The organism is Streptomyces sp. NPDC012508 (assembly GCF_042902595.1).
Classification (GTDB): Bacteria; Actinomycetota; Actinomycetes; order Streptomycetales; family Streptomycetaceae; genus Streptomyces.
Genome location: NZ_JBIBEO010000002.1, coordinates 633,041 through 656,210 on the forward strand (window position 1 = coordinate 633,041; position 23,170 = coordinate 656,210).

Annotated in this window: 20 protein-coding genes; 9 read left to right on the top strand and 11 right to left on the bottom strand. The window is 71.1% G+C overall.

Annotation, left to right across the window (positions count from 1 at the left end):
* Positions 1–68: 68 nt before the first annotated feature.
* On the bottom strand, positions 69–1,280 hold the full coding sequence (locus tag ACFY8U_RS08955; RefSeq protein WP_389567604.1) for a 4-hydroxybenzoate 3-monooxygenase: 1,212 nt from the start codon (positions 1,278–1,280) through the stop codon (positions 69–71).
* A 325-nt stretch (positions 1,281–1,605) separates the two neighbouring features.
* On the opposite strand from ACFY8U_RS08955, the gene ACFY8U_RS08960 reads away from it, so the two are divergent.
* From ACFY8U_RS08960 to ACFY8U_RS08970, 3 genes are all read left to right on the top strand, one after another.
* Positions 1,606–4,980 (top strand): pyruvate carboxylase, encoded by a 3,375-nt coding sequence (locus ACFY8U_RS08960; protein WP_389567606.1) that lies wholly within the window; start codon positions 1,606–1,608, stop codon positions 4,978–4,980.
* A gap of 94 nt (positions 4,981–5,074) precedes the next feature.
* Positions 5,075–5,806 carry an SOS response-associated peptidase gene (locus ACFY8U_RS08965; protein WP_361602890.1) on the top strand — a complete coding sequence of 244 codons (732 nt, stop codon included), beginning with the start codon at positions 5,075–5,077 and terminating at the stop codon, positions 5,804–5,806.
* Between the two features lie 58 nt (positions 5,807–5,864).
* The gene (locus tag ACFY8U_RS08970) at positions 5,865–6,398 is read left to right on the top strand and encodes an AAA family ATPase (RefSeq protein ID WP_389568283.1); all 534 of its coding nucleotides are present in this window, start codon (positions 5,865–5,867) and stop codon (positions 6,396–6,398) included.
* Between the two features lie 28 nt (positions 6,399–6,426).
* On the opposite strand, the gene ACFY8U_RS08975 is transcribed toward ACFY8U_RS08970, so the two are convergent.
* Together ACFY8U_RS08975 and ACFY8U_RS08980 are read right to left on the bottom strand one after the other, a co-directional pair.
* The gene (locus ACFY8U_RS08975; protein WP_389567609.1) at positions 6,427–7,377 is read right to left on the bottom strand and encodes an ornithine cyclodeaminase family protein; all 951 of its coding nucleotides are present in this window, start codon (positions 7,375–7,377) and stop codon (positions 6,427–6,429) included.
* Positions 7,374–8,180: an IclR family transcriptional regulator gene (locus ACFY8U_RS08980; protein ID WP_389567612.1), complete on the bottom strand. Its 807-nt coding sequence runs from the start codon at positions 8,178–8,180 to the stop codon at positions 7,374–7,376. The genes ACFY8U_RS08975 and ACFY8U_RS08980 overlap by 4 nt, the downstream gene beginning before the upstream one ends.
* Positions 8,181–8,292: 112 nt before the next feature.
* On the opposite strand from ACFY8U_RS08980, the gene ACFY8U_RS08985 reads away from it, so the two are divergent.
* Both ACFY8U_RS08985 and ACFY8U_RS08990 read left to right on the top strand, forming a co-directional pair.
* Entirely contained in the window at positions 8,293–9,642 is a 1,350-nt protein-coding gene (locus tag ACFY8U_RS08985) for an amidohydrolase family protein (RefSeq protein ID WP_389567615.1), read from the top strand.
* The gene (locus tag ACFY8U_RS08990; protein WP_389567618.1) at positions 9,639–10,715 is read left to right on the top strand and encodes a dipeptidase; all 1,077 of its coding nucleotides are present in this window, start codon (positions 9,639–9,641) and stop codon (positions 10,713–10,715) included. The genes ACFY8U_RS08985 and ACFY8U_RS08990 overlap by 4 nt, the downstream gene beginning before the upstream one ends.
* Here ACFY8U_RS08990 and ACFY8U_RS08995 read toward each other — a convergent pair whose 3' ends face one another.
* Positions 10,716–11,435 carry an endonuclease/exonuclease/phosphatase family protein gene (locus ACFY8U_RS08995; RefSeq protein WP_389568286.1) on the bottom strand — a complete coding sequence of 240 codons (720 nt, stop codon included), beginning with the start codon at positions 11,433–11,435 and terminating at the stop codon, positions 10,716–10,718.
* Positions 11,436–11,441: 6 nt separating this feature from the next.
* Complete coding sequence (locus ACFY8U_RS09000) at positions 11,442–11,819, bottom strand: endonuclease/exonuclease/phosphatase family protein (protein WP_389567620.1); 378 nt, start codon at positions 11,817–11,819, stop codon at positions 11,442–11,444.
* A 260-nt stretch (positions 11,820–12,079) separates the two neighbouring features.
* Here ACFY8U_RS09000 and ACFY8U_RS09005 point away from each other — a divergent pair, with 260 nt between their 5' ends.
* Positions 12,080–13,357, top strand: a complete 1,278-nt coding sequence (locus ACFY8U_RS09005; protein ID WP_389567622.1) for an extracellular solute-binding protein — start codon at positions 12,080–12,082, stop codon at positions 13,355–13,357.
* Positions 13,358–13,442: 85 nt separating this feature from the next.
* Here ACFY8U_RS09005 and ACFY8U_RS09010 read toward each other — a convergent pair whose 3' ends face one another.
* The 4 genes from ACFY8U_RS09010 to ACFY8U_RS09025 form a co-directional block, all read right to left on the bottom strand.
* Positions 13,443–13,901, bottom strand: a complete 459-nt coding sequence (locus tag ACFY8U_RS09010; RefSeq protein WP_389567625.1) for a MaoC family dehydratase — start codon at positions 13,899–13,901, stop codon at positions 13,443–13,445.
* 139 nt (positions 13,902–14,040) lie between these two features.
* On the bottom strand, positions 14,041–15,609 hold the full coding sequence (locus ACFY8U_RS09015) for a long-chain fatty acid--CoA ligase (RefSeq protein WP_389567627.1): 1,569 nt from the start codon (positions 15,607–15,609) through the stop codon (positions 14,041–14,043).
* Between the two features lie 10 nt (positions 15,610–15,619).
* Positions 15,620–16,519, bottom strand: a complete 900-nt coding sequence (locus ACFY8U_RS09020; RefSeq protein WP_389567629.1) for an amidohydrolase family protein — start codon at positions 16,517–16,519, stop codon at positions 15,620–15,622.
* Position 16,520: 1 nt separating this feature from the next.
* Positions 16,521–17,432: an SDR family oxidoreductase gene (locus ACFY8U_RS09025; RefSeq protein WP_389567632.1), complete on the bottom strand. Its 912-nt coding sequence runs from the start codon at positions 17,430–17,432 to the stop codon at positions 16,521–16,523.
* A 170-nt stretch (positions 17,433–17,602) separates the two neighbouring features.
* Between ACFY8U_RS09025 and ACFY8U_RS09030 the strand changes: the two genes are divergently transcribed.
* Positions 17,603–18,016: a MarR family winged helix-turn-helix transcriptional regulator gene (locus ACFY8U_RS09030; RefSeq protein ID WP_389567634.1), complete on the top strand. Its 414-nt coding sequence runs from the start codon at positions 17,603–17,605 to the stop codon at positions 18,014–18,016.
* Between the two features lie 200 nt (positions 18,017–18,216).
* Here the strand turns inward: ACFY8U_RS09030 and ACFY8U_RS09035 are convergent, their stop codons facing one another.
* Positions 18,217–19,479: an MFS transporter gene (locus ACFY8U_RS09035; RefSeq protein WP_389567637.1), complete on the bottom strand. Its 1,263-nt coding sequence runs from the start codon at positions 19,477–19,479 to the stop codon at positions 18,217–18,219.
* Positions 19,476–20,894 (bottom strand): glycoside hydrolase family 1 protein, encoded by a 1,419-nt coding sequence (locus ACFY8U_RS09040; RefSeq protein WP_389567641.1) that lies wholly within the window; start codon positions 20,892–20,894, stop codon positions 19,476–19,478. Before ACFY8U_RS09040 ends, ACFY8U_RS09035 begins: the two co-directional genes overlap by 4 nt.
* A gap of 302 nt (positions 20,895–21,196) precedes the next feature.
* On the opposite strand from ACFY8U_RS09040, the gene ACFY8U_RS09045 reads away from it, so the two are divergent.
* Positions 21,197–21,610, top strand: coding sequence for a hypothetical protein (locus ACFY8U_RS09045; RefSeq protein ID WP_361602857.1), 414 nt, complete (start codon positions 21,197–21,199; stop codon positions 21,608–21,610).
* A 32-nt stretch (positions 21,611–21,642) separates the two neighbouring features.
* Positions 21,643–23,157, top strand: a complete 1,515-nt coding sequence (locus ACFY8U_RS09050) for a gluconokinase, GntK/IdnK-type (RefSeq protein WP_389567644.1) — start codon at positions 21,643–21,645, stop codon at positions 23,155–23,157.
* The last annotated feature ends 13 nt before the right edge of the window (positions 23,158–23,170 follow it).

Here is a 23,170-nt window from a genome sequence, read left to right on the forward strand (position 1 = left end):
GGGCCTGGCCCGGAACGGGGACGAAGTCGGGAGAAGAGAAGAGGAGGAAGAGAAGAAGAGAGGGTCGGTCAGATGCCGACGTAGTTCTCGGCGAACCAGTCCTGTTGGGTGCGCGAGGTGCGCAGCGAGGCCAACCGGGAGTGGCGCAGACGCTTCTGGAAGAGGGAGGCGCTCTCGGTGCCCGGGTCGTCGTGCAGGAGGCGGATCATCCAGTGCGAGAACTCCTGCGCACGCCAGATGTGGGCCAGGCACCGCTCCGAGTAGGAGTCGAGTGGCTCGCGGTCGCCGTGGGCGAGGTCCGCGGTCAGGGCCTGCGCCAGGATCTCTGCCTCCAGCACCGCCAGGTTCGCGCCCTTCGCGGCGGACGGGCTGATCAGGGCGGCGGCATCGCCCACCAGGAACAGCGAGCCGTGGCGCAGCGGTTCGAGCACGTCGGACTCGAGGTCGACGACGGCACGCTGGACGACCCGGCCGCGCAGCAGGGGTCCGTACTCGGTCGCGCGCATGCGCAGGTCGAGCTCGGCCCAGACGCGGTCCTCGCTCCATGCGTCGGCCCGGGTACCGCGTTCACACTGCAGGTAGTAGCGGGTGATCTCGACAGAGCGGGCCATGTGCCCGGCGAAACCGCGCGGGTGGGTCGCGTAACCCACGGCGTCCAGGCTCGGCGGCGCCTCGGCGAGCAGGCCCAGCCAGGACACGCCGTGGTCGCGGTGGTGGCGGTGGACCACGCCGGACGGAAGCGAGCGCCGACCCGCCCCGTGGCGGCCGTCGCAGGCGGCGACGTACCGTGCCCGCCACCGTCCGGGGCGCCCGTCGCCCTCCCGTACGGCCACCGTGGGCGTGGGGCCGTCCGCGTCGGACACGGCGACCGCCTCGGTGTCGAAGCGGATCCGCCCCCCGGCGTCGATGAACTGCGCCAGCAGATCGGCGACCAGCTCGTGCTGCGGATAGACGGTGTGCGGCTCGCCTCGGCCGAGGCTTCGGTAGTCCAGGCGGAAGCGGCCGTCCTCGGTGCGGAACTCGCAGACGCTGTGCTCCCGCCCGCGCCGGCGCACTCCCCCGTCGAGACCGTTGCGTTCCAGGATCCGCACGGTGTTCGCGGCGAGGAAGCCTGCCCGTGCGCGGTTCTGGACGTGGTCACGACCGGCACGTTCCAGCACGACACAGTCGATTCCGCTGCGAAGTAAGAGGTTCCCCAGCACCAAGCCGGCCGGGCCGGCCCCGAGGATGACCACATCGGCCGAGTCCTGGGCGACCCGGGCGTACTGACTCTCTGTCACAACAGTGGATCATAGGCACTGGAAAATATGGGGACACTCAAATATCACCCGAATGCGCCGCATGATGCGAAAAGGATTCTGCCGACGGCGAGGTACACGTCGAGCGCGCAGGACCCTGCCGGGTACCCCCTCCGGGCCCCTCTCGCACAGCGGGGCGGCGATGATCCATGTCACTGTCGTGGGTTCTTCAGAAGGCCACGGCGCAGCCCTTAGCGTTGCCGAAACGAGCCGGGCACGACGCGGGCGCGTGCCGCTCCCAGGCACGACGTACGCGGGGAGGTGTCGGCGACCCGTTGCTCATCACCGGCAGGGTGAAGGGATCAGGATGTTCCGCAAGGTACTGGTGGCCAATCGCGGGGAGATCGCGATTCGCGCGTTCCGCGCAGGCTACGAACTGGGTGCGCGCACGGTGGCCGTCTTCCCCCACGAGGACCGCAACTCTCTGCACCGGCTGAAGGCCGACGAGGCGTACGAGATCGGCGAGCCCGGACATCCGGTGCGGGCCTACCTCTCCGTGGAGGAGATCGTCCGGGCGGCCCGTCTGGCCGGCGCCGACGCCGTCTACCCGGGGTACGGGTTCCTGTCCGAGAACCCGGAACTGGCGCACGCCTGCGAGGAGGCGGGCATCACGTTCGTGGGCCCGAGCGTGCAGACCCTGGAGCTGACCGGGAACAAGGCGCGTGCCGTGGCCGCCGCCCGGGAGGCGGGCGTACCCGTGCTCGGCTCCTCGGCGCCCTCCACGGACGTGGACGAACTGGTGGCGGCCGCCGACGGCATCGGCTTCCCGGTCTTCGTCAAGGCGGTCGCGGGCGGTGGCGGTCGAGGCATGAGGCGGGTCGAGGACCCGGCGACGCTGCGCGAGTCCATCGAGGCGGCGGCCCGGGAGGCCGAGTCCGCCTTCGGCGACGCGACCGTCTTCCTGGAGAAGGCCGTCGTCGACCCGCGCCACATCGAGGTGCAGATCCTCGCCGACGGCGAGGGCAACGTCATCCACCTGTACGAGCGCGACTGCTCGATGCAGCGGCGCCACCAGAAGGTGATCGAACTCGCGCCCGCCCCGAACCTCGACCCGGAGGTGCGGCAGCGCATCTGCGACGACGCCGTGAAGTTCGCCCGCCGGATCGGCTACCGCAACGCGGGCACCGTGGAGTTCCTCCTCGACCGCGACGGCAACCATGTCTTCATCGAGATGAATCCGCGCATCCAGGTCGAGCACACGGTGACCGAGGAGGTCACCGACATCGACCTGGTGCAGTCGCAGCTGCGCATCGCCGCCGGCGAGACCCTCGCCGACCTCGGCCTGTCGCAGGAGTCCGTCGTGCTGCGCGGTGCCGCCCTGCAGTGCCGGATCACCACCGAGGACCCGGCCAACGGCTTCCGCCCGGACACCGGCATGATCAGCGCGTACCGGTCTCCGGGCGGCTCCGGAATCCGGCTCGACGGCGGCACGACCCACGCCGGAACGGAGGTCAGCGCGCACTTCGACTCAATGCTGGTCAAGCTGACCTGTCGGGGCCGGGACTTCAGGACCGCCGTCGACCGCGCCCGGCGCGCTGTGGCCGAGTTCCGTATCCGCGGCGTGTCCACGAACATCCCCTTCCTGCAGGCCGTGCTCGACGACCCGGACTTCCAGGCGGGAAACGTCACGACGGCGTTCATCGAGCAGCGGCCGCACCTGCTCACCGCGCGCCACTCCGCCGACCGCGGTACGAAGCTGCTCACCTACCTCGCCGACGTCACCGTGAACAAGCCGCACGGCCCGCGGCCCGAGCTGATCTCCCCGGCCGGCAAGCTGCCGGCGCTGCCCGCGGGCGAGCCGGCCTCCGGCTCCCGTCAGAGACTTCTCGCGCTCGGTCCGGAGGGCTTCGCGCGGAGTCTGCGCGAGTCGCCGACCATCGGTGTCACCGACACCACCTTCCGCGACGCCCACCAGTCGCTGCTCGCCACCCGGGTCCGTACCAAGGATCTGCTGGCCGTGGCCCCCGCGGTGGCGCACAACCTGCCGCAGCTGCTGTCCCTGGAGTGCTGGGGCGGCGCCACCTACGACGTCGCGCTGCGCTTCCTCGCGGAGGACCCGTGGGAGCGCCTCGCCGCGTTGCGCGAGGCCGTCCCGAACATCTGCCTGCAGATGCTTCTGCGGGGCCGTAACACCGTGGGGTACACCCCGTACCCGACCGAGGTGACCGATGCCTTCGTGGAGGAGGCCGCCGCCACCGGCATCGACATCTTCCGCATCTTCGACGCGCTCAACGACGTCGACCAGATGCGCCCCGCCATCGAGGCCGTACGGGCGACCGGGACGGCGGTGGCCGAGGTCGCGCTCTGCTACACGTCCGACCTCTCCGACCCGGCGGAGAAGCTGTACACCCTGGACTACTACCTGCGGCTGGCGGAGAAGATCGTCGCCGCGGGAGCGCACGTGCTGGCGATCAAGGACATGGCGGGCCTGCTGCGCGCCCCCGCCGCGGCCAAGCTGGTCTCCGCGCTGCGCGCGGAGTTCGACCTGCCGGTGCACCTCCACACCCACGACACCGCGGGCGGCCAGCTCGCCACGTATCTCGCGGCGATCCAGGCCGGGGCCGACGCGGTGGACGGCGCGGTGGCCTCGATGGCCGGTACCACCTCCCAGCCGTCGCTGTCGGCGATCGTCGCCGCGACCGACCACTCCGACCGGCCCACCGGCCTCGACCTGCAGGCGGTCGGTGATCTGGAGCCGTACTGGGAGAGCGTCCGCAAGGTCTACGCCCCCTTCGAGGCGGGCCTGGACTCGCCGACCGGGCGCGTGTACCACCACGAGATTCCCGGCGGGCAGCTCTCCAACCTGCGCACGCAGGCCGTCGCGCTCGGCCTCGGCGACCGTTTCGAGGACGTCGAGTCGACGTACGCCGCCGCGGACCGGATGCTGGGCCGGCTGGTGAAGGTCACGCCGTCGTCGAAGGTGGTGGGTGACCTCGCGCTGCATCTCGTGGGCGCCGGGGTGGCACCCGAGGACTTCGAGGCGGCGCCGAACCGCTTCGACATCCCCGACTCGGTCGTCGGCTTCCTCCACGGCGAGCTGGGCACTCCTCCCGGTGGCTGGCCGGAGCCGTTCCGCACCAAGGCGCTGGAGGGCCGCGCCGGTCCCAAGCCGATGCGCGAGCTGACCGCGGAGGACCGCACCGGCCTGGCCAAGGACCGGCGCGCGACGCTGAACCGCCTTCTCTTCCCCGGCCCGACGAAGGCGTACGAGGCACACCGCCAGGCGTACGGCGACACGAGCGTGCTCGACAGCAAGGACTTCTTCTACGGGCTGCGCCCGGGTAAGGAGTACACCGTCGATTTCGGGCCGGGTGTGCGGCTGCTCATCGAGCTGGAGGCCATCGGCGAGGCCGACGAACGCGGTATGCGTACGGTCCTGTCCACCCTGAACGGCCAACTGCGGCCGATCCAGGTACGCGACAACGCGGCGGCCGCCGATCTCCCGGTCACCGAGAAGGCCGACAGGTCCGACCCCGGCCACGTCGCCGCGCCGTTCGCCGGCGTGGTCACGCTGGCCGTCGCCGAGGGCGACGAGGTCGAGGCGGGTGCGACGGTGGCGACCATCGAGGCGATGAAGATGGAGGCCTCGATCACCGCCCCGAGGAGCGGCCGGGTGTCCCGCCTGGCCATCACCAGGATCCAGCAGGTGGAAGGCGGCGACCTCCTCGTCGAGATCGGGTGAGTCGCTGACCGGTGGGCGGCCGGGGCACCGAGCGAGGTGTCCCGGCCGCCGTCCTTCACCACGATGACCGGGGGCCGGTGCGACACTGGAGGGCATGTGCGGCCGATATGCCTCCTCGCGAGCGCCCGAGGACCTCGCGGGTCTCTTCGACGCCCGCCTCGACACCGACCACGTCCTCGAGCCCTCCTGGAACGTGGCACCCACCGACGAGGTGTGGGCGGTGCTGGAGCGGGCGGAACGGGGCACCGGCGCCGTGGAGCGGCAACTGCGCCCTGTGCGCTGGGGCTTGGTCCCGTCCTGGGCGAAGGACCCGGCGGTGGGGTCACGGATGATCAACGCTAGGGTGGAGACGGTCCACGAGAAGCCGGCCTACCGGCGAGCCCTGGCCAAGCGCCGCTGCCTGCTGCCCGCGGACGGCTTCTACGAGTGGGTCGCCGTTCCCGCCACGGCATCGGCCAAGGCGTACAAGCAGCCGTACTTCATCCGGCCCGAGACCGGGTCCGTGGTGGCGATGGCCGGGCTGTACGAGTTCTGGCGCGACCCCGCTGTCGCCGACGACGGCGATCCGGCGGCCTGGCTCACCACAGCCACCGTCATCACGACCGAGGCCACCGACGCGGCGGGCCGGATCCACCCGCGGATGCCCCTCGCGCTCGACCCGGACGACTACGAGGAGTGGCTCGACCCCTCCCACCAGGACACGGCAGCTCTCCGTACCCTCCTGCACACCCCTGCGGACGGCCGCCTCGCGGTGGCGGCCGTGTCCACCGCGGTCAACAGCGTGCGCAACGACGGCCCTCACCTCCTCGACCCCCTCACCCCCTAGGGCCGAGGGCGAATTCCGGGGTCCGTCGCGACGGCCACCGGTAGCGTGGCCGCTCGTGATGGTGGGAACCGAAGAGACCCGGCTGGTCGTGCTGCGTGGCAACAGCGCGTCGGGGAAGTCGTCCGTCGCGGCCGGTCTCCGTGAGCGGTTCGGCCGCGGCCTGGCCCTGGTCGGCCAGGACAACCTCCGACGTGTCGTGCTCCGCGAGCGGGACCGGCCCCGTGCGGCGAACATCGGCCTGATCGACCTGACCGCCCGTTACGCCCTCGATGCCGGCTATCACGTCGTCGTCGAAGGAATCCTCACCGCCGCCCACTACGGCGACATGCTCGCGCGGCTGCGCGCGGACCACCGCGGCCCCACCCACGGCTACTACCTGGACGTGCCGTTCGAGGAGACGGTGGCCCGGCACGCCACCAAACCGATCGCCCATGACGTCGACGAGTCGCAGCTACGCGACTGGTACCGCCCGCGCGATCTGCTTCCCGGCGAGTCGGAGACCGTCATCGGAGCCGACAGCACCCTGTCCGGGACGGTCGACCGCATCATGCTCGACACCGGCCTGGCCCACCTGCCCGCACTGGACCGCTGACCGAACGAGCCGTTGTTACGCGGACGACCTACATCTCCATGCGGGTACCCCACCCGCGGGCCGTTGCGACGGAGTAGGCGACGTGCGCGGCCGCGACGTCCAGTGCGGCGTGGCCGGTGGACTTGAACAGCGTGATCTCGTCGGCATCCCGTCGGCCCGGGTGGTCGCCGGAGAGGACGGAACCGAGGAGCGTGACGGGCCGGTCGGAGGGGAGGTTCTGGAGCTCATGGGAGCCCGAGGGAGGCGGGGTCGTGGCGGCGCCCGGCCACTCGGCGAACAGGGCCGCGTCGCGGACGGTGTCGGCGTCCAGTTCAGGGCCGTGGGAGCCGCCCACCGAGCTGACGTGGGTTCCCGGGTCGAGCCACGCGCGGCGGACCACGGGCTGGACGGCTCCGGTGCAGCAGAACACCCGGTCGGCTCCTCGGACCGCCTCCTCGATCCCGGCCCCGACCCGTGCGGCCGGATGAAATGCCGCGGTCTCGCGGGCGCGTCGCGGGTCACGACCGGCCACGACGACGGGCGTCGCCGGGTCGAGCGCGGCGAGGAGGCCGATCTGGGCGCGGGCCTGGGCCCCGGTCCCGATGACGGCGACGCGGGAGGGACGGGGCCGGGCCAGGGCGCGGGCGCCGAGCGTGGCGGTGACCGCCGTACGCACCTCGGTCAGGGGCCCGGCGTCCATCAGTGCCAGGGGGCGGCCGTCCGTCTCGTCGAAGAGGGCGACCAACCCGCGGTGGCTGCTCCGGCCCGGCGCCGCCCGGTCGGCGAACACGGAGACCAGCTTGGCGCCGAGGCCCAGTCCGGGGACGTACCCGGGCATGGCGCCGAGCAGGCCGTCCGGCGCGCGTGCGGCGATCCGGGGCGGCGCGGAGACCTCGGACCGGGCGATGGCGATCAGTGCCGTGGCCGTGGCGTCGATGACGCGGTGCGGGTCGAGTGCGGCGCGGGTCAGGGGGCCGTCGAGGAACAGGATCTCGCTCATTCAGGACCGCCCGGGGAGGAGGGGGAAGAGGAGGCGGGCGTCGGCTGCCCGGCCGGCTCTCCCCGGGTGGAGAGGACGCGTGCGAGCTCGTCGGCCGCCTCGCGCAGGATCTGCTGCAGCGGGGGGAGCCGGGCCGCGTCGAACTCCGGGGCGAGGCCGACGAGGGTCAGCGCGCACACGGGCGAGCCAGGACGGGGGACGACGGCACGGCTGAGGGAGGCGACGGGCTGCTCGTTCCGCCCGTACTCGACGGCGAACCCGGACCGCTCCGTGCGCTCGATGTCGGCCAGCAGCCCCTCGGGCCCCGCCAGTTGGCACCCGTCCTCCTCGGCCACGCGCAGGTACGGCGCCCGGTCGGCCGGGGCGAGCGCCGCGACGAGTGCGAGAGGGCCCGCGAAGCGGTGGACGGGCAGCGAATGACCCATCAACCGGCTGACCATGGCCAGGCGATCCGGGCGTACGACGTCGATCACACGTGACCGGTCCGCCTCCGGCACCTGGAGATTGACCATCATGCCGCTGCGCTCGGAGAGCTCCGCCAGGACCGGCCGGGCCAGGACTCCGAGCGAGTTCCGGGACGCGGCGGACGACAGCTGCAGTACGGCGACGCCCGGGAGGTACCGGTCGCCGACGCGCAGCACCCAGCCGCGCCGGACCAGGTCGAGGAGGACGCGGTACGCGGTCGCCCGGTGCAGGCCGACCTCCTCGGCCAGATCGGTGAGGCGTGGCGGCTGGGACGCGCGGGCCACGGCCTCGACCAGGTCGAGGGCCTTGTCCACGGCCGTGCGGGGCGCTTCGGGCATTCCGACCACTCCTTGTGGCGTCGGGGGTGCGAGCGTACGGTAGCGCACGTTGCAACCAGCGATACACCTGTTACGTAGAGCGTAACAACCTGGTCGAGTACGCGAGGTGGAGATGACCAACGGGACCCCGGGCGCACCAACCCCCTACGCTCCGGCGCGGAAGGGGGCGGTCGCGGTGTACCGGAACGCCACCCTGTTCGACGGCACCGGGCGGCCGCCCACGGCCTCGACGTCGATCGTGGTCGACGGCCCCACGATCAGCGCCGTCGCCGACGACGCCGAGATCGCCGCACGGCTCCCGGTCGACGCCCAGGTCTTCGATCTGGACGGCCGCTTCGTCATCCCCGGCCTGATCGACACCCACCAGCACCTCGCCACTCCTCCCGACCGGCCGGCCGCGGAGGCGGTGCTGCGCCGGCTCGTCCACAGCGGCGTCACCGCGATCCGCGACATGGCCGACGACCTGCGCCAGGTGGGGGACCTCGCGCGCGCCACGCTGGTCGGCGAGATCCCGGGCCCCGACATCCGGTACGCCGCGCTGATGGCAGGACCCGGCTTCTTCGACGACCCGCGTACCCACCAGGTCTCCCAGGGAGAGATTCCGGGCACCGTGCCGTGGATGCAGGCGGTGACCGGCGAGACCGACCTTCGTCTCGCCGTGGCCCTGGCGCGCGGCACCCACGCCGCCGCCATCAAGGTCTACGCGGACCTCGACCACGCCACCGTCGCCGCGATCACCGCCGAGGCACACCGCCAGGGCATCCCCGTCTGGGCCCACGCCACCGTCTTCCCCGCCACACCCCGGCAGGTCGTCGCGGCGGGGGTGGACAGCGTCTCCCACGTCACGCTGCTCGCCTTCGACGGCGCAGACGGGCAGTTGTCCAGCTACAAGCACAAGCCGCCCGTCGACCACGCGAGGTTCGCGGCCGGCGACGACCCCGGCATCGAGGAGCTCTTCGCCCTGATGCGACGGCACGGAACCGTCCTCGACGCGACCGCCGCGATGTGGACGAGCGACGTGATGGCCGGCTCGGGCCCGCGGGACGCGGCCCGCGCGGCCGCCAACGCCGAACTCGCCGCGTGTCTCACCGCCCAGGCCCATCGGGCGGGCGTCGACATCTGCACCGGCACGGACTACGAGACCGACGCCGCGGACCCGTTCCCCGCTCTGTACGACGAGCTGGCCTTCCTCGTCCACCGCTGCGGAATCCCTCCCGAGCAGGTGCTGCGCTCAGCCACCCTGATCGGTGCGCGCAGTGCCGGCGCCGAGGACGTCATGGGCAGCGTGGAAGCGGGCAAACTGGCCAACTTCGCCGTCCTGGAGAACGATCCGCTGCAGAACATCGACCATCTGCGCACGATCACCCTCACGGTCAAACGTGGTCGCCGCTTCGAGCGGCACGCCTACACCCCCGGAAACGGCCGCACCGCGGATTCCCACGGCGTCGAGGAGACCCGATGACCACCACGCCCATGATCATCAACGCCCTCGGACAGCTCGACAACCCCAACGCGCCGCGCTCCGCAGAGGCGGCCGCCGAGCTCAACCAGTCGAGCGCGCAACTCACCATCGACGCGCGGACCCTGGCCGACGCCCACGCCTCCGGCCTCACCGCCGTCAACATCACCCTGGGCTACACCATCGGCGACCTGCCTCCCTACGAGCACACGCTCCAGGAACTCGACGTCTGGGACGCCATCATCCGCGACAAGGCGGCCGACCTCCTTCCGATCCGCACGGTCGCCGACCTGCACCGCGCGAGGGAGGAAGGCCGGATCGGCATCATCTACGGATTCCAGAACGCCGTCGCCGTCGGCGAGGACACCGGACGCATCGCCACCTTCGCCGACCGGGGCGTCCGGGTCGTCCAGCTCACCTACAACCAGGCCAACCACATCGGCGACGGCTCCATGGCAGCGGAGAACCGGGGGCTGACCGACTTCGGCAGGAGCGTCGTCGAAGCCCTCAACGACCACCACCTCATGGTCGACCTCTCCCACAGCGGTGAGCGCACCTGCCTGGAGGCCGCGAGGATCTCGCGCGCCCCCGTGTCGATCAACCACACCGGCTGCCGCGCCCTGGCCGACCTGCCCCGCAACAAGACCGACGAGGAGCTCCGCCTGGTGGCGTCCCGCGGCGGGTTCGTCGGGGTCTACTTCATGCCCTTCCTCAGTCTCTCCGGGCACGCGAGCGCCGCCGACGTCGTCGAGCACATCGATCACGCGGTGAACGTGTGCGGCGAGGATGCCGTCGGCATCGGTACCGACGGCACCATCACCTCCATCGACGACCTCGACTCGTACCGCAGGCACCTCGTGGAACACGTGGCGCTGCGCAGAGCGGCTGGTGTGGGTGCGGCCGGGGAACGCCCCGACACCCTGCCCTTCGTGCTCGACCTGCGCGGGGTGGACCAGTTCCGCGAACTCATCCGCCTCCTGGAGGCCCGCGGATACCGCTCTTCCCGTATCGAGAAGATCATGGGGAAGAACTTCGTCGACTACGCGGAGAGGGTGTGGGCGCCGGAGAGCACCTGATCAGTGGCCGTTCCGGTGCCCGGTGGACACCCGGAAGGTGCTGAGCACCGCCTTGTGATCGGTCGGCCAGGTCCAGCTCGGTTCCCGGAACTTCTCGCGACCGGACTCCTCCACCCGCTCGTTGCGCACGATCGAGGTGGACGGACCGACGATCACGCTGTCGAGGAGGCGGATCCGCCGGTCCGGGTGGTAGAACACGAAGTCGATCCGGTCCCGCTCGTCCGCCTTCGGCGCCCAGGTGAGCGCCCCCGGCTCGGCCCCCGCGTTGTCACTCGGCCAGGTGAACCCGGGCGTCCGCACGGGGTCCGGGTAGATCTCGCGGTAGCTGTCGCGGAACCCGGCGTCCTCGATGGCCTTGGTCGTCGACCACTCGACGACGGTGCCGTTGTGGTCGAACAGGTTCCGCGTCCGACGGGTCCAGTCCCGGTGCGACGGCTCGTTGAAGTCCCCGGCCGGCATCGTGAGCCGGCCACGGCGCCGCTCCTCGGCGGCGTCCGCCAGCACCGCCTTCGTCACCTGGGTACGACCCGACGCCTCGTTGATCCTCGTGATCAGGCCGACGTCGGTGACCGGGCCCGTCGGGATCTCGTCCCAGCCGTACTCCGAGGTCTCCAGGGGCGCCGGAGTACCGCCGCCGTATCCGCGCGGCAGGTAGTTGGCGTAGTAGCGGTACTCCAGGTGCCCGGAGTAGGCCGCTATCTCCGTGCCGTCGACCTCGATGACCGCCTACGACCAGTACGGGAAGGACTGGTGCTCGATGACGGGGTAGCGCGAGATCACCGCCGGATCGGTCGGGTTCTCGTTGTCGTAGTAGGTCAGCCCGCGGTCCGCGAGATCGGCGAGGGTGGTGGCGACCCGCTCCGGAGTCGACTCGCTGAGCATGACGACGTCCGGCTCCACCGCGGCGATCGTGTCGGCGATACCGGCCCGGCCTCCCGGGACCTGGCTGCCACCCAGCCAGATGTTGAACTGCAGGACCTTGAGCGTGCGGTACGACGGCACTCGCCCACCACTCCGCGGCGTCGCCTCGGCCGTACCCGCCCCCAGCAACCCCGCGCCGGCCGTCGCGCCGACCATCCCGAGCAGCTCGCGTCGCCTGATCATTCATGACCCGTTCCGGACGGTGCCCGAGGACCGCTCCGGAGAAGACCGTACGGAATGCGTCAATGCGCCTCGACGGAGCCGCATTGGACATCGTGGAGAGTTCTACGCGCGTCCGAACAGGCGCCGGCATATCGGAAAACACCACTCGGAATCCTCCCCGTTGGAGCTATCACCACAACTGTTCGGCAGGGGGCGAAACACACCTCGGACCAGGAGAGAATTTCGGACGCACTGTCCGAAAAGATCAAGAGGAAAGATCCATGCGACGAAGACTCTTCGGCATGACCGCCTCCGTGGCCGCATTGGGACTCTTGGGCTCCCTCGTCACCGCCTGCGGCTCGTCCGGGGGCGACGGCACGACGTTGCGCCTGGTGGTGCCCGAGTACGGCACCAGCCCGGCGACCAGCTCGAAGGCGTACTGGGACAAGTTGGCCGCCGCCTTCACCGCCGCCCATCCCGGCACGAAGGTCGAGGTGACGCTCAGTCCGTGGACCGACGTCGACCGCGAGGTCACGCGCATGGTCGAGGAGAACAACGCCCCGGACGTGGCTCTGATGGGCGCGTACTCCGACTTCGCCGCGCAGGGCCGCCTTTACGCCGCCGACGAGGTGATGTCGATCAGGGCGGAGGCGAACTTCCTGCTGCCTCTCGCGGAGGCGGGCTCGGTCGACGGCACGCTGTACGGCTTGCCGTTCGTGGCCAGCAGCCGGCTGCTCTTCTACAACAAGGAGCTGTTCGACGAGGCCGGAGCGAAGCCGCCGAAGACGTGGTCGGATCTGAAGGACGCGGCCAAGGCGCTGAAGAAGGAGGACGTGCTCTACCCGTACGCCCTGCCGCTCGGCCCGGAGGAGGCGCACGCCGAGGCCATGATCTGGGGGCTGAGCAACGGCGGCGGGTACACCGACAGCACCGGCGGGTACAGCATCGCGTCCGAGCAGAACACCCAGACCTTCCGCTGGATCAGGGACAACCTGGTCGTGCCGGGCCTGACCGGCCCGGTCCCGCCGGCCGAGCTCAACCGGGAGGACGCCTTCGCCGCCTTCCTGCGCGGCGACGTCGGTATGGTCAACGGCTATCCGTCGCTCCTTCACGAGGCCAGGGCCAAGGGCGTGAAGGTCGGCACGTTGCCCATGCCCGTGTCGGACACGCTGGACTCCAGGGAGGCACCACCGGCGGTGGGCGTCGCCGACTGGATGATGGCTTTCAAGCACGACGGAAATCGCGAACTCGTGGGCTCTTTCCTGAACTTCGTCTACGAGGACAAGAACCTCAGCGAGTTCGCCGGGCGCTACCACCTGTTGCCGTCGACGGTGTCCGCCACCCAGGCATCCCGCTACGCGGCGGCGGACCCCAGCGCCGAACAATTCCTGACCGCATTGCGCAGTGCCCAGCTGTATCCGGTCAACGACCCCTCCTGGCTTCAGGTCAGCAATACCATCAAGCGGAACATCGGCAGGGCCGTCGCGCCCTCCGCCGACCCGAAGATCGTGCTGGAGCAGATCGCCCAGCAGGCCCGGGACGTGGCTCAGCAGAGATAGCACCGCCGGAATCCGGGGACCATTTCCTCCCCCTCTCCCACCCGCCCGTTCTCCCCTTTTCCGTTCTTCCGCTGCACGCCTTCTCTCAGGCGTGATGGCGGTAGACGGCCTGGGCTACGCAGGCCGGCTTGGCGCTGCCCTCGACCTCGACGGTGAAGGTGAGGGGCATCTGGACACCGTTCCCGTTGACCTCCTCCACGGTGCCGACGACCCCGTGCAGCCGGATCCTCGCACCGACGGGGACGGGGCTGGGAAAACGGACCTTGTCCAGGCCGTAGTTGACGCTCATGGAGATGCCCGTGATGTCCAGGAGCTCGCCGAACAGGGGAATGATGAGGGAGAGGGTGAGGTAACCGTGGGCGATGGTGCGGCCGAAGGGGCCGGTCTCGGCCCTCTCCGGATCGGTATGGATCCACTGGTGGTCGTCGGTGGCGTCGGCAAAGGTGTTCACCCGCTCCTGGGTGATCTCCCGCCACGCGGTGCGGCCGAGGTCGGCTCCGCTGAGGTTCCTGAGGGCGTCGAGGCCGTGCGCGGTGGTGGACATGGTGGGACGGTCCTTCCGGTGGAGGTGCGAAGGGGCGAAGGTGTGTGACCGGCGTTCTGTGAGCGGCGTTCTGTGACCGGCGTTCTGTGACCGGCGTTCTGTGACCGGCGTTCTGTGACCGGCGTTCTGTGAGCGGCGGTCAGTCCGCGTGGCGCTCGCGCACGGCGGCTTTGACGACCTTTCCGGAGGCTGTACGGGGCAGGGCCTCCGTGAGGACCACCGACTTGGGAATCTTGTACTTGGCGAGCCGGCCCTGAAGATGGCCGAGCAGGTCCTGCTCGTCCGTGCGGACGCCTGGTCTGAGGACGACGACGGCGCGGCCGACCTCGCCCCAGACCGGGTCCGGGACGCCGACGACGGCGCACTCCTCGACGGCGTCGTGAGTGAGGAGCACGTCCTCGACCTCGGCCGGGTAGACGTTCTCGCCACCCGAGACGAACATGTCCTTGACCCGGTCGACGATGTAGGCGTGGCCGTCGGAGTCGAGCCGGGCGAGATCGCCGGTGCGCAGCCAGCCGTCTTCCGTGAACGCGGCCTCGGTCTCCTCGGGCCTGCCCCAGTAGCCGGCCATCACGTTCGGGCCCTGGACCAGGACCTCGCCGCGCTCGCCGGGTCCGGCGTCGCGCCCGTCGGGCAGGACGACGCGCGTGTCGGTGAAGAAGTGGGGCACACCGGCGGAGCCCGCTTTGACGCGGGCCTGCTCCTGATCCAGGAAGAGCACGCCCGGAGACGCCTCGGTCATGCCGTAGCCCTGGCTGAAGGCCAGGCCGCGGTCGAGGTACGCGGCGATGGTGCGGGCCGGGACCGGCGCGCCGCCGCAGTTGAGGGTGCGCAGGCTGGAGAGATCGCTGGTCGTCCAGCGGGGCCGGGCGGCCATCGCGTCGTACATCGTGGGCACGCCGAACATGTACGTGATGCGGTGGTGTTCGATCGTCTCCAGGACATGCTCGGCGTCGAAGGTGTCGAGCAGCACCACCCGACCGCCCTTCAGGAGCGTGGGCAGGCAGGTCATGTTGAGGCCGGCGGTATGGAAGAGCGGTGCCACGACCAGCGTCGCCTCGTCGCTGCGGAGCTCCGTGTCGACGAGGACGCTGACGCTGTTCCACGTGACGTTGCCGTGGGAGAGCACGGCGCCCTTGGGGCGGCCCGTGGTCCCCGAGGTGTACATGATCATGCATGGATCCCCAGGGGTCACTGCCTCGTCCAGAGGCTCGGTTCCGCCGCCGGCAAGCAACTCGTCATAGCCGAGGGCGTCGTGGCCGAGGGCGTCGTGGCCGAGGGCGTCGTGGCCGAGGGCGTCGTGGCCGGCCCCGGCGAGCGTGATCCGGTGCCGCACCACGCCGCGTTCGGCGGTCGCGGCCTGGGCGGCCTCCGTGTGCTCCGGCGCGTGGATGAGGAAGGTGCTGCCGGAATCGGCCAGGTTGTACGCCAGCTCCGGAGGCGCGAGCCGGGTGTTGAGCGGGACGAAGACCGCTCCGAGCAGACCGGCGGCGAACAGCGTCTCCAGGAACGCGGGGTGGTTGGGGCCCAGGTAGGCGATGCGGTCGCCGCGTTCCGCGCCGAGCGCGCGCAGGGCGTGAGCCAGGCACAGGACGCGCTGGTGCAGTTCGCGGTACGTCCGGGTGCCGCCGTCGTGGACGAGGGCGATCCGGTCGGGGGTCCTGCGCGCCCGGCGGGCCGGCCAGGAGCCGATGCCTTGGTTCAACACGTCGACTCCTTCAGTCGGTGAGCAGGCCGAGCAGCCGGGCGGCGTTCTCCTTGAGGATCTTCGGCCGGACCTCGGGCCTGATGTCGAGCGCTCCGAAGTCGGCGAGCCAGTGGTCGGGTGTGATGACCGGGTAGTCGGAGCCGAAGAGGACCTTGTCCTTGAGCAGGGTGTCGGCGTAGCGCACGAGCTGCGGCGGGAAGTACTTCGGCGACCAGCCGGACAGGTCGATGTGGACGTGCGGCTTGTGGGTGGCCACCGCCAGGGCCTCGTCCTGCCAGGGGAAGGACGGGTGGGCGAGAATGATCCGCAGCTCCGGGAAGTCGACGGCGACGTCGTCGACGAGCATGGGGTCGGAGTACTTCAGCCGGATTCCGCCGCCGCCCGGGACACCGGCGCCGATACCGGTCTGGCCGCTGTGGAACAGGGCGGGTACGCCGGCTTCCTCGATGGCCTCGTACAGCGGGTAGGCGAGCCGGTCGTTCGGGGCGAACGCCTGGATGCTGGGATGGAACTTGAACCCGCGCACGCCGTACTCCTCCACCAGGCGCCGTGCCTCTCGTCCCCCCGCGCGTCCCTTGTGCGGGTCGACGCTGGCGAACGGGATCAGCACGTCGGGATGGGCGGCACAGTTCTCCGCGATCTCCTCGTTGGAGATCCGCGGATGTCCGGTGGCGTGTTCGGCGTCGACGGTGAACACCACGGCGGCCATGTGGCGTTCGCGGTAGTGGTGGGCCATCTCGTCGATGGTGGGCTGCCGGTGCCCATGGGCCTTGAAGTACTTCTCGGACGCGCCGAGCAGTTCGGGGCTCAGCGCCGCACGCCCGTCCTTGGAGACCTCGGCGTGGGTGTGCATGTCGATGGCGGTCAGCCGGTCGAGGTCGAGCGCGAGCTCGTAGACAGGGACGCCCATGTCACGCCTCCGGGGCCTGCGGCGCGGGGATGCCGTAGGTCTCGGGGTCGGTTCCGAGGCCGCCGGCCCATTCCTCGGCGATGGCCTGGGAGCTCCAGCCTCCGTCGGCGTAGGCGACGGCCTTCTCCTTGGGGTGCGACCACAGGGCCAGCCGGTCACCGCCGATACCGATGGCCTGTCCGGTGACGTCCTTGGAGGCGTCGGAGGCGAGGAAGGTGACGAGTCCGGCTACATCCTCGACGGTGCCCAGGCCCTCGCCCTTGCGCAGCCAGTCCGGGAGCGGGGTGCCGGTGCGCTCGGACGCCTCGATGACCGGGGCGAAGGCGGGGATGGTCCTGGTCATCTCGGTGGCGGCGACCGGGACGACGGCGTTGACGGTGATGCCGGCTCGGCCCAGTTCCATGGCCCATGTGCGGGCCATGGCGACGATGCCGGCCTTGGCCGCGGCGTAGTTGGTCTGGCCGAAGTTGCCGCGCTGCCCGGCGGGCGAGGCGATGAGCACGAGCCGGCCGCCGGCCCCCTGCTCCCGCATGCGGATCGCGGCCGCCCGGGCACAGGTGAAGGTGCCGCGGAGGTGGACGCGGACGACGTCGTCGAAGTCGTCGTCGGTCATCTTCCACAGCACGCGGTCGCGCAGGATGCCCGCGTTCGTGACGAGGACGTCCAGGCGGCCGAACTCCCGTACCGCGGTGTCGACGAGCTCCTGGGCGGCAGCGCTGTCCCCGACGGCCGCGGCTGCCCCGACCGCCGCGCCCCCCTCGGAGCGAAGGGTGGCGACGGCGGCGTCGACGGCGTCCTGGTCGACGTCGTTGACGACGACGGCGGCGCCGGCCGCGGCGAGGGCCCGGGCGTATCCGAGGCCGAGGCCGCGTCCGCTGCCGGTGACGACGGCGACTTTCCCGTGGAGGTCCATGGAGGGTCCTTCGTGTGAGCGGTGGGTGGGACGTCGAGACCTTCGGGCACACCGCCCGGGTTCGATCGACAGGAATCCTGATGAATGACAGCCTCGCCAATCAACAGGATTCCTGTCAATGCCTTAGGCTGTACCCGCCACTCACCGGCCGGCATCACAGGAGGACGAACGTGACCACCTCGCTGCTCTACCTGGTCAAGCGGACGGAGCTGGCGGTACGCGCCCGCCTCGACGAGCTGGTCAGACCCGCGGGCATCACCGCCCTGCAGTACACCGCCCTGACCGTCCTGGAGCAGCACGACGGAATCTCCGCCGCTCAGCTCGCCCGCCACTCCTTCGTCACGGCCCAGACCATGGCCGACATGGTCCGCGCCCTGGAGAGCCGCGACCTGATCCGCCGCGAGCCGAACCCGGACAACCGCCGGGAGCGCCTGATCCTCCTGACCGACACGGGGCGGCGGCTCCTCGGCGAGTACGCCGAGCCGGCCCGCAGGCTCGAGGAGCACATGGTGGCCGACCTGACCCCGGAGGAGACCGACGCCTTCCGGCAGGCCCTGCACCGCACATGGCGGTCCCTCACCTGACACGCCCACCGCGTCCACACCCGGGACCGGACGGCGCGCCGCGGCTCCGGACGTCGGTGCGGTTCCGGAGCTGTGCGTCCACGACGGGAGGCGACGATCCTCTGCGGCAAGTTCGAGGCGGGGCAGCACGGCCTCGGCGTACCAGACCAGCGGCTGACGCCCCGTCCGGGCGCCCCAACGGGGGCTCGAACGACGTCGGTTCAGGAGACCGAGCGGATGCGGCGCACCAGGACCGAGCCCGCTACGGCCAGAGTGCCCGCGAGCGCGTACAAGGCCGTGTACCCGCCGAAGTGGGTGACGACCGGGGCCGCGATCACGGGTGCGAGCACCTGGGGCAGGGCGTTGGCGATGTTGATGACGCCCAGGTCCTTGCCCCGGTCCTCCGCCGTCGGCAGCACGTCCGTGAGCAGGGCGAAGTCGACGGCCGTGTACACGCCGTACCCGAGGCCGAGCACGAGCGAGGCGACGACCGCGCCCGTCCAGGTCTGCCAGACGGCGAGCAGCAGGGTGGCCGCGGAGATGACAAGACCCGACCAGATCACATAGGACTTCCGTCGGCCGCTGCGGTCCGACCGGATGCCGCTGATCACCACGGTGGAGAGCAGGGTCAGCGCGTTGAGCGCCGTGAGGATCAGGACGCCGTTGTCCGCGTCGCCCTCGTAGTGCACGGCGTCGGTCAGGTAGTAGAGCAGGTACATCGTGCTGATCGAGTACGACAGGTTCATCAGGAACCGGGTGAGCCAGGCCCACCCGAAATCGGGGTGGCGCCGCGGGTCGATCCAGAAGCCGCCGAGGAACGTCCCCCACCGGAAGGCCGGCCGGGCGGCGCGGGAGAGCGGGGTGTCGCGCCGCATGAGGATGTAAGGCACGGCCGCGAGCACCGAGAAGACCGCGCAGGCCAGATATCCGGCGGCCACCCCGCCCGCGACCGTGGCCAGCGCCGTACCCGCCAGGACGCCGCCGACCTGGGAGACGCCGAGCCAGCCGCCGACGAGACCGCGCTGCCGCACCGGCACCTGGTCGGGGACGGCCGCGGTGAGGGCGGCGAAGGCCGCGTTGAGGGCGAGCTGGACCAGGCACCAGCCCGCGATCACGGTCGCCACGTTCCGCGCCCCGGCGAGGACGAGCAGCCCGGCCGCCCCGCCCGCCACTCCGCCGGCCACCCACGGGATGCGCCGGCCCACGGACGCCGTCGTCCGGTCGGAGAGCGCGCCGAAGACGGGGTTGGCGACCATCGACACGGCTGCTCCGACCCCCGTCACCAGGGCGAGTGTGGACGCCTTGTCGTCGGGGGTGAGCTGCTCGGCCTGGCGTGCCAGGAGCAGTTGCAGCGGGCCGAACCAGCCGACCCAGACTCCGAGGTTCGCGAGGGACAGCGCGCCCACCCACCGCCCGCCGGCCGGGGTACCGGTCGTGGGGGCCGGCTCGGCCGCGGTTCCCTCCGCCGTCCCCTCGGCGGTCATCTGCCGCTCTTGATCAGGTCGCGGTACCAGACGTACGACTGCTTGGGCGTCCGCGCCAGCGTCTCGTAGTCGACGTGGACGAGGCCGAACCGCTGCCGGTACCCCTCCGCCCACTCGAAGTTGTCGAGGATCGACCAGATGAAGTACCCGCGGACGTCGGCGCCCTCCGCCATCGCCTCGTGCAGCGCGCGCACGTGGCCGTCGTGGTACGCGACGCGGCGGGCGTCGTCGATCCTCCCCGTCTGGGGGTCCGGACCGTCACCGTACGAGCAGCCGTTCTCGGTGATGTACAGGGGCGGCAGCCGGTCGCCGTAGCGCTCGCGCATGGTGGCGAGCAGTTCGCGCAGTCCGTCCGGGACCACCGGCCAGCCGAAGTCGGTGAGCTCCCGCCCTTCGATCTGCCGGATGGCGAAGGGGAGGTCCGACGGTATGTCGATGCCGCCGAAGGCGGTGGCGTCGGCGGACGTGTCGCCGAAGGAGGGGGCGTCAGCGGAGGCGGCTTCGGCGCTCGGCCGCGGGGCGCCGACGAGCATCGGGTTGTAGTAGTTGATGCCGTACCAGTCCAGCGGGGCCGAGATCGTCTTGAGGTCCTCCGCCACCGGGCCGGGGAGGAGCGAGGCCAGGCCCTCGTCCGGGTAGGCGCCCGTCAGGACGGGGTCGGCGAAGAGGCGGTTCGTGAGGGTGTCGTACAACTCGGCGGCCGCGCGGTCGTCGTCGCCGTCGCCGGCGCTCCATACGGGACTGTGGGAGGCGGCGATGCCGATCTGGCGGGCGCCCGCGGCGCGCAGGGCCTGGACACCCATGCCGTGGGCCAGGAGCTGGTGGTGGGCCGCGGGCAGGGCGTCGAACACGAGACGCCGGCCGGGGGCGTGCTCGCCGAGGCCGTATCCGAGCAGGGTGACCTCGGCGGGCTCGTTGATGGTGATCCACATGGGCACCCGGTCGGCGAGGCGCTCCGCGACCACCGAGGCGTACGCCGCGAACCGCTCGGCGGTGTCCCGGTCGAGCCAGCCGCCGTGCCGCTCCAGGGCGAGCGGGGTGTCCCAGTGGAAGAGGGTGGGTACCGGGGCGATCCCCGAGGCGCAGAGCTCGTCGACGAGCCGGTCGTAGAAGTCCAGCCCCTTGTCGTTGACCCGGCCGTGGCCGTCGGGCAGGACGCGGGACCAGGAGACGGAGAACCGGTAGGCGTCGACGCCGAGTCGGGCCATCAGCGCCACGTCCTCGCGGTAGCGCCGGTAGTGGTCGGTGGCCACGGCGGCGTGCGAGCCGTCCTTGACGCGTCCCTGCTCCTCGGTGAAGGCGTCCCAGGAGGAGGGACCACGGCCGTCGGCCGTGAGGGAGCCTTCGATCTGGAAGGCGGAGGCGGAGACTCCCCAGAGGAAGTCGGCCGGGAACTCGGGTACGGGCGCTGCCATGAGGACTCGCTTCGATCGCCGGGTGCGGGGTGCCAGGTGCGAGGTGCGGGGGGGGCGGGGCGGGGTGCTCACGGCACTTTCGGGTCCCGGGGTCCGCCCTGTCAATGGAAAGTGAACAATTCTCAGCTTTTACCCGGCGCGTCCTCTCCAGGACCGCTCCGGGTCCTGGCGCCGGGTGGACGCAGCTTCGCGGCCCTCCCCCGTCTCGCCGACATGCGTCGCGGGACGACGGGGGTCAGATTGGAGGTATCCGACCCACGGGACGGAGACGCCTCGGAGGGCAGACGACGGAGGAGCGAGTTATGACAACCCACACGGGAGCACCCGGTCGCCAAGGGGAGACACACAGCAGCGGCTGGCTGGTGTTCGCCGCCGTCATCATGATCTTCAGCGGCGTCATGACGCTGCTCGGCGGCATCTCGGCCATCGCCAAGGACGACGTGTTCCTGGCCACGCGCAACTACGTCTACGAGCTCGACCTCACCGGCTGGGGCTGGATCCATCTCATCCTGGGCATCCTCATCGCGCTCACCGGTGCCGCCCTGTTCACCGGCGCCACCTGGGCCAGGGTCGTCGGTGTGGGGCTGGCCGGTCTCAGCATGATCGCCAACTTCATGTGGCTTCCCTACACGCCGTGGTGGGCGCTGTTGCTGATCGCCATCGACGCACTCATCATCTGGGGACTGTGCGTCGCTCCCCGGCCGATGAGGGACTGACGTCCGGGAACGGAACGGCAGGCGTGGCACGCGTGGCACGTGAAGCGGCGATCGGGGAGCTGCCGCAGATGGTGCTCGTCGTCGGCGTCGCCGGGTCGGGAAAGTCGACGGTGGGGCGACTTCTCGCCGAGCGACTGGGCTGGGAGTACCAGGACGCGGACGCGTTCCACTCCGAGGCCAACCGCGCCAAGATGGCTGCCGGTCAGGCCCTCACGGACGACGACCGGGGGCCGTGGCTCGAAGCGATCGGGGAGTGGATGGACCGGTCGATCGCTGCTGGCCGGCAGGCCGTCGTCACCTGCTCGGCGCTCAAGCGTGACTACCGGGACGAGCTGCTGGCGGGGCGCCACGGAGTTCTTCTGGTGTACCTGCACGGCTCGCGCGCCCTGCTGAGGTCCCGGCTGGCCGCGCGGGACGGCCACTTCTTCCCGGCGGATCTGTTGGACAGCCAGCTCGCCGTTCTCCAGGAGCCGGAGCCCGACGAGCACCCGCTGGTGGTGGAGATCGACCAGCCCCCGGAGGCCGCCGTCGCGGCCGTGCTGTCGCTGATGCCCGGGGAACCCGCTGTCGGGGCACCGCCGGCCGGGCCGGACACGGACCGGGCCGCCCGCGTCGGCGCTTCCGCGTCTCCCAGCCTCACGGGCGCGTCGTGGCGGTTGGTCCGGGGAGACCAGAGCGCGGCGGTGGTCCAGCTGGGCGGAGCCCTGCGCGACTACACCGTGAACGGCCGACCGCTGCTGGACGGCTACTCCGCGGGGTCCGCCGTCACGGGCGGCCGGGGGCAGCTGCTCGTCCCCTGGCCGAATCGCGTGGGCGACGGGCGCTACCGCTTCGACGGCAGGAGTCTGCAGCTCCCCCTGACCGAAGTGGAGAAGGGCAACGCGATCCACGGACTGCTTCGCTGGGCCCTGTGGCAGCCGCTCGCCCGCACCGAGGACTCGGTGATGCTCGGCACGACGCTCTGTCCCCAGCCGGGATATCCGTTCCTCCTCGACGTCCGTGTCGAGTACCGGCTGGGCCCGGACGGTCTCTCGGCCGCCGTCCACGCCACCAACACCGGTACGGGGCCGGCGCCGTACGGAGCGGGGCAGCATCCCTATCTGACGGTCGGCACCGACCTCGTGGACAGCGCCGCGCTGACCGTTCCCGCCCGGTACCTGCTGCGTACCGACAACAGGGGCCTGCCCGTCGGGCGGGAGCCCGTCGACGGAACCCCGTACGACTTCCGCACCGCCCGGCCCATCGGCGATCTGCGACTGGACACCGCCTTCACCGGGCTCGACCGCGCCCCTGACGGGCGGGCGACCGTACGGCTCGCACACCCCTCCGGGCTGCGGGGCGTCGATCTCTGGCTCGGCGAGGGAACCCGCTACGTGCAGGTGTACACGGGCGACACCCTGCCCGAACCCGAACGGCGGCGCGGGGTCGCCGTGGAGGCGATGTCCTGTCCACCGGACGCCTTCCACAGCGGTACGGACCTCACCGTCCTGCAGCCGGGCGCGACCCATGTGCTCCGATGGGGCCTGAGCCCATGGGGGTACGCGTGACCCCGTCCGTGGA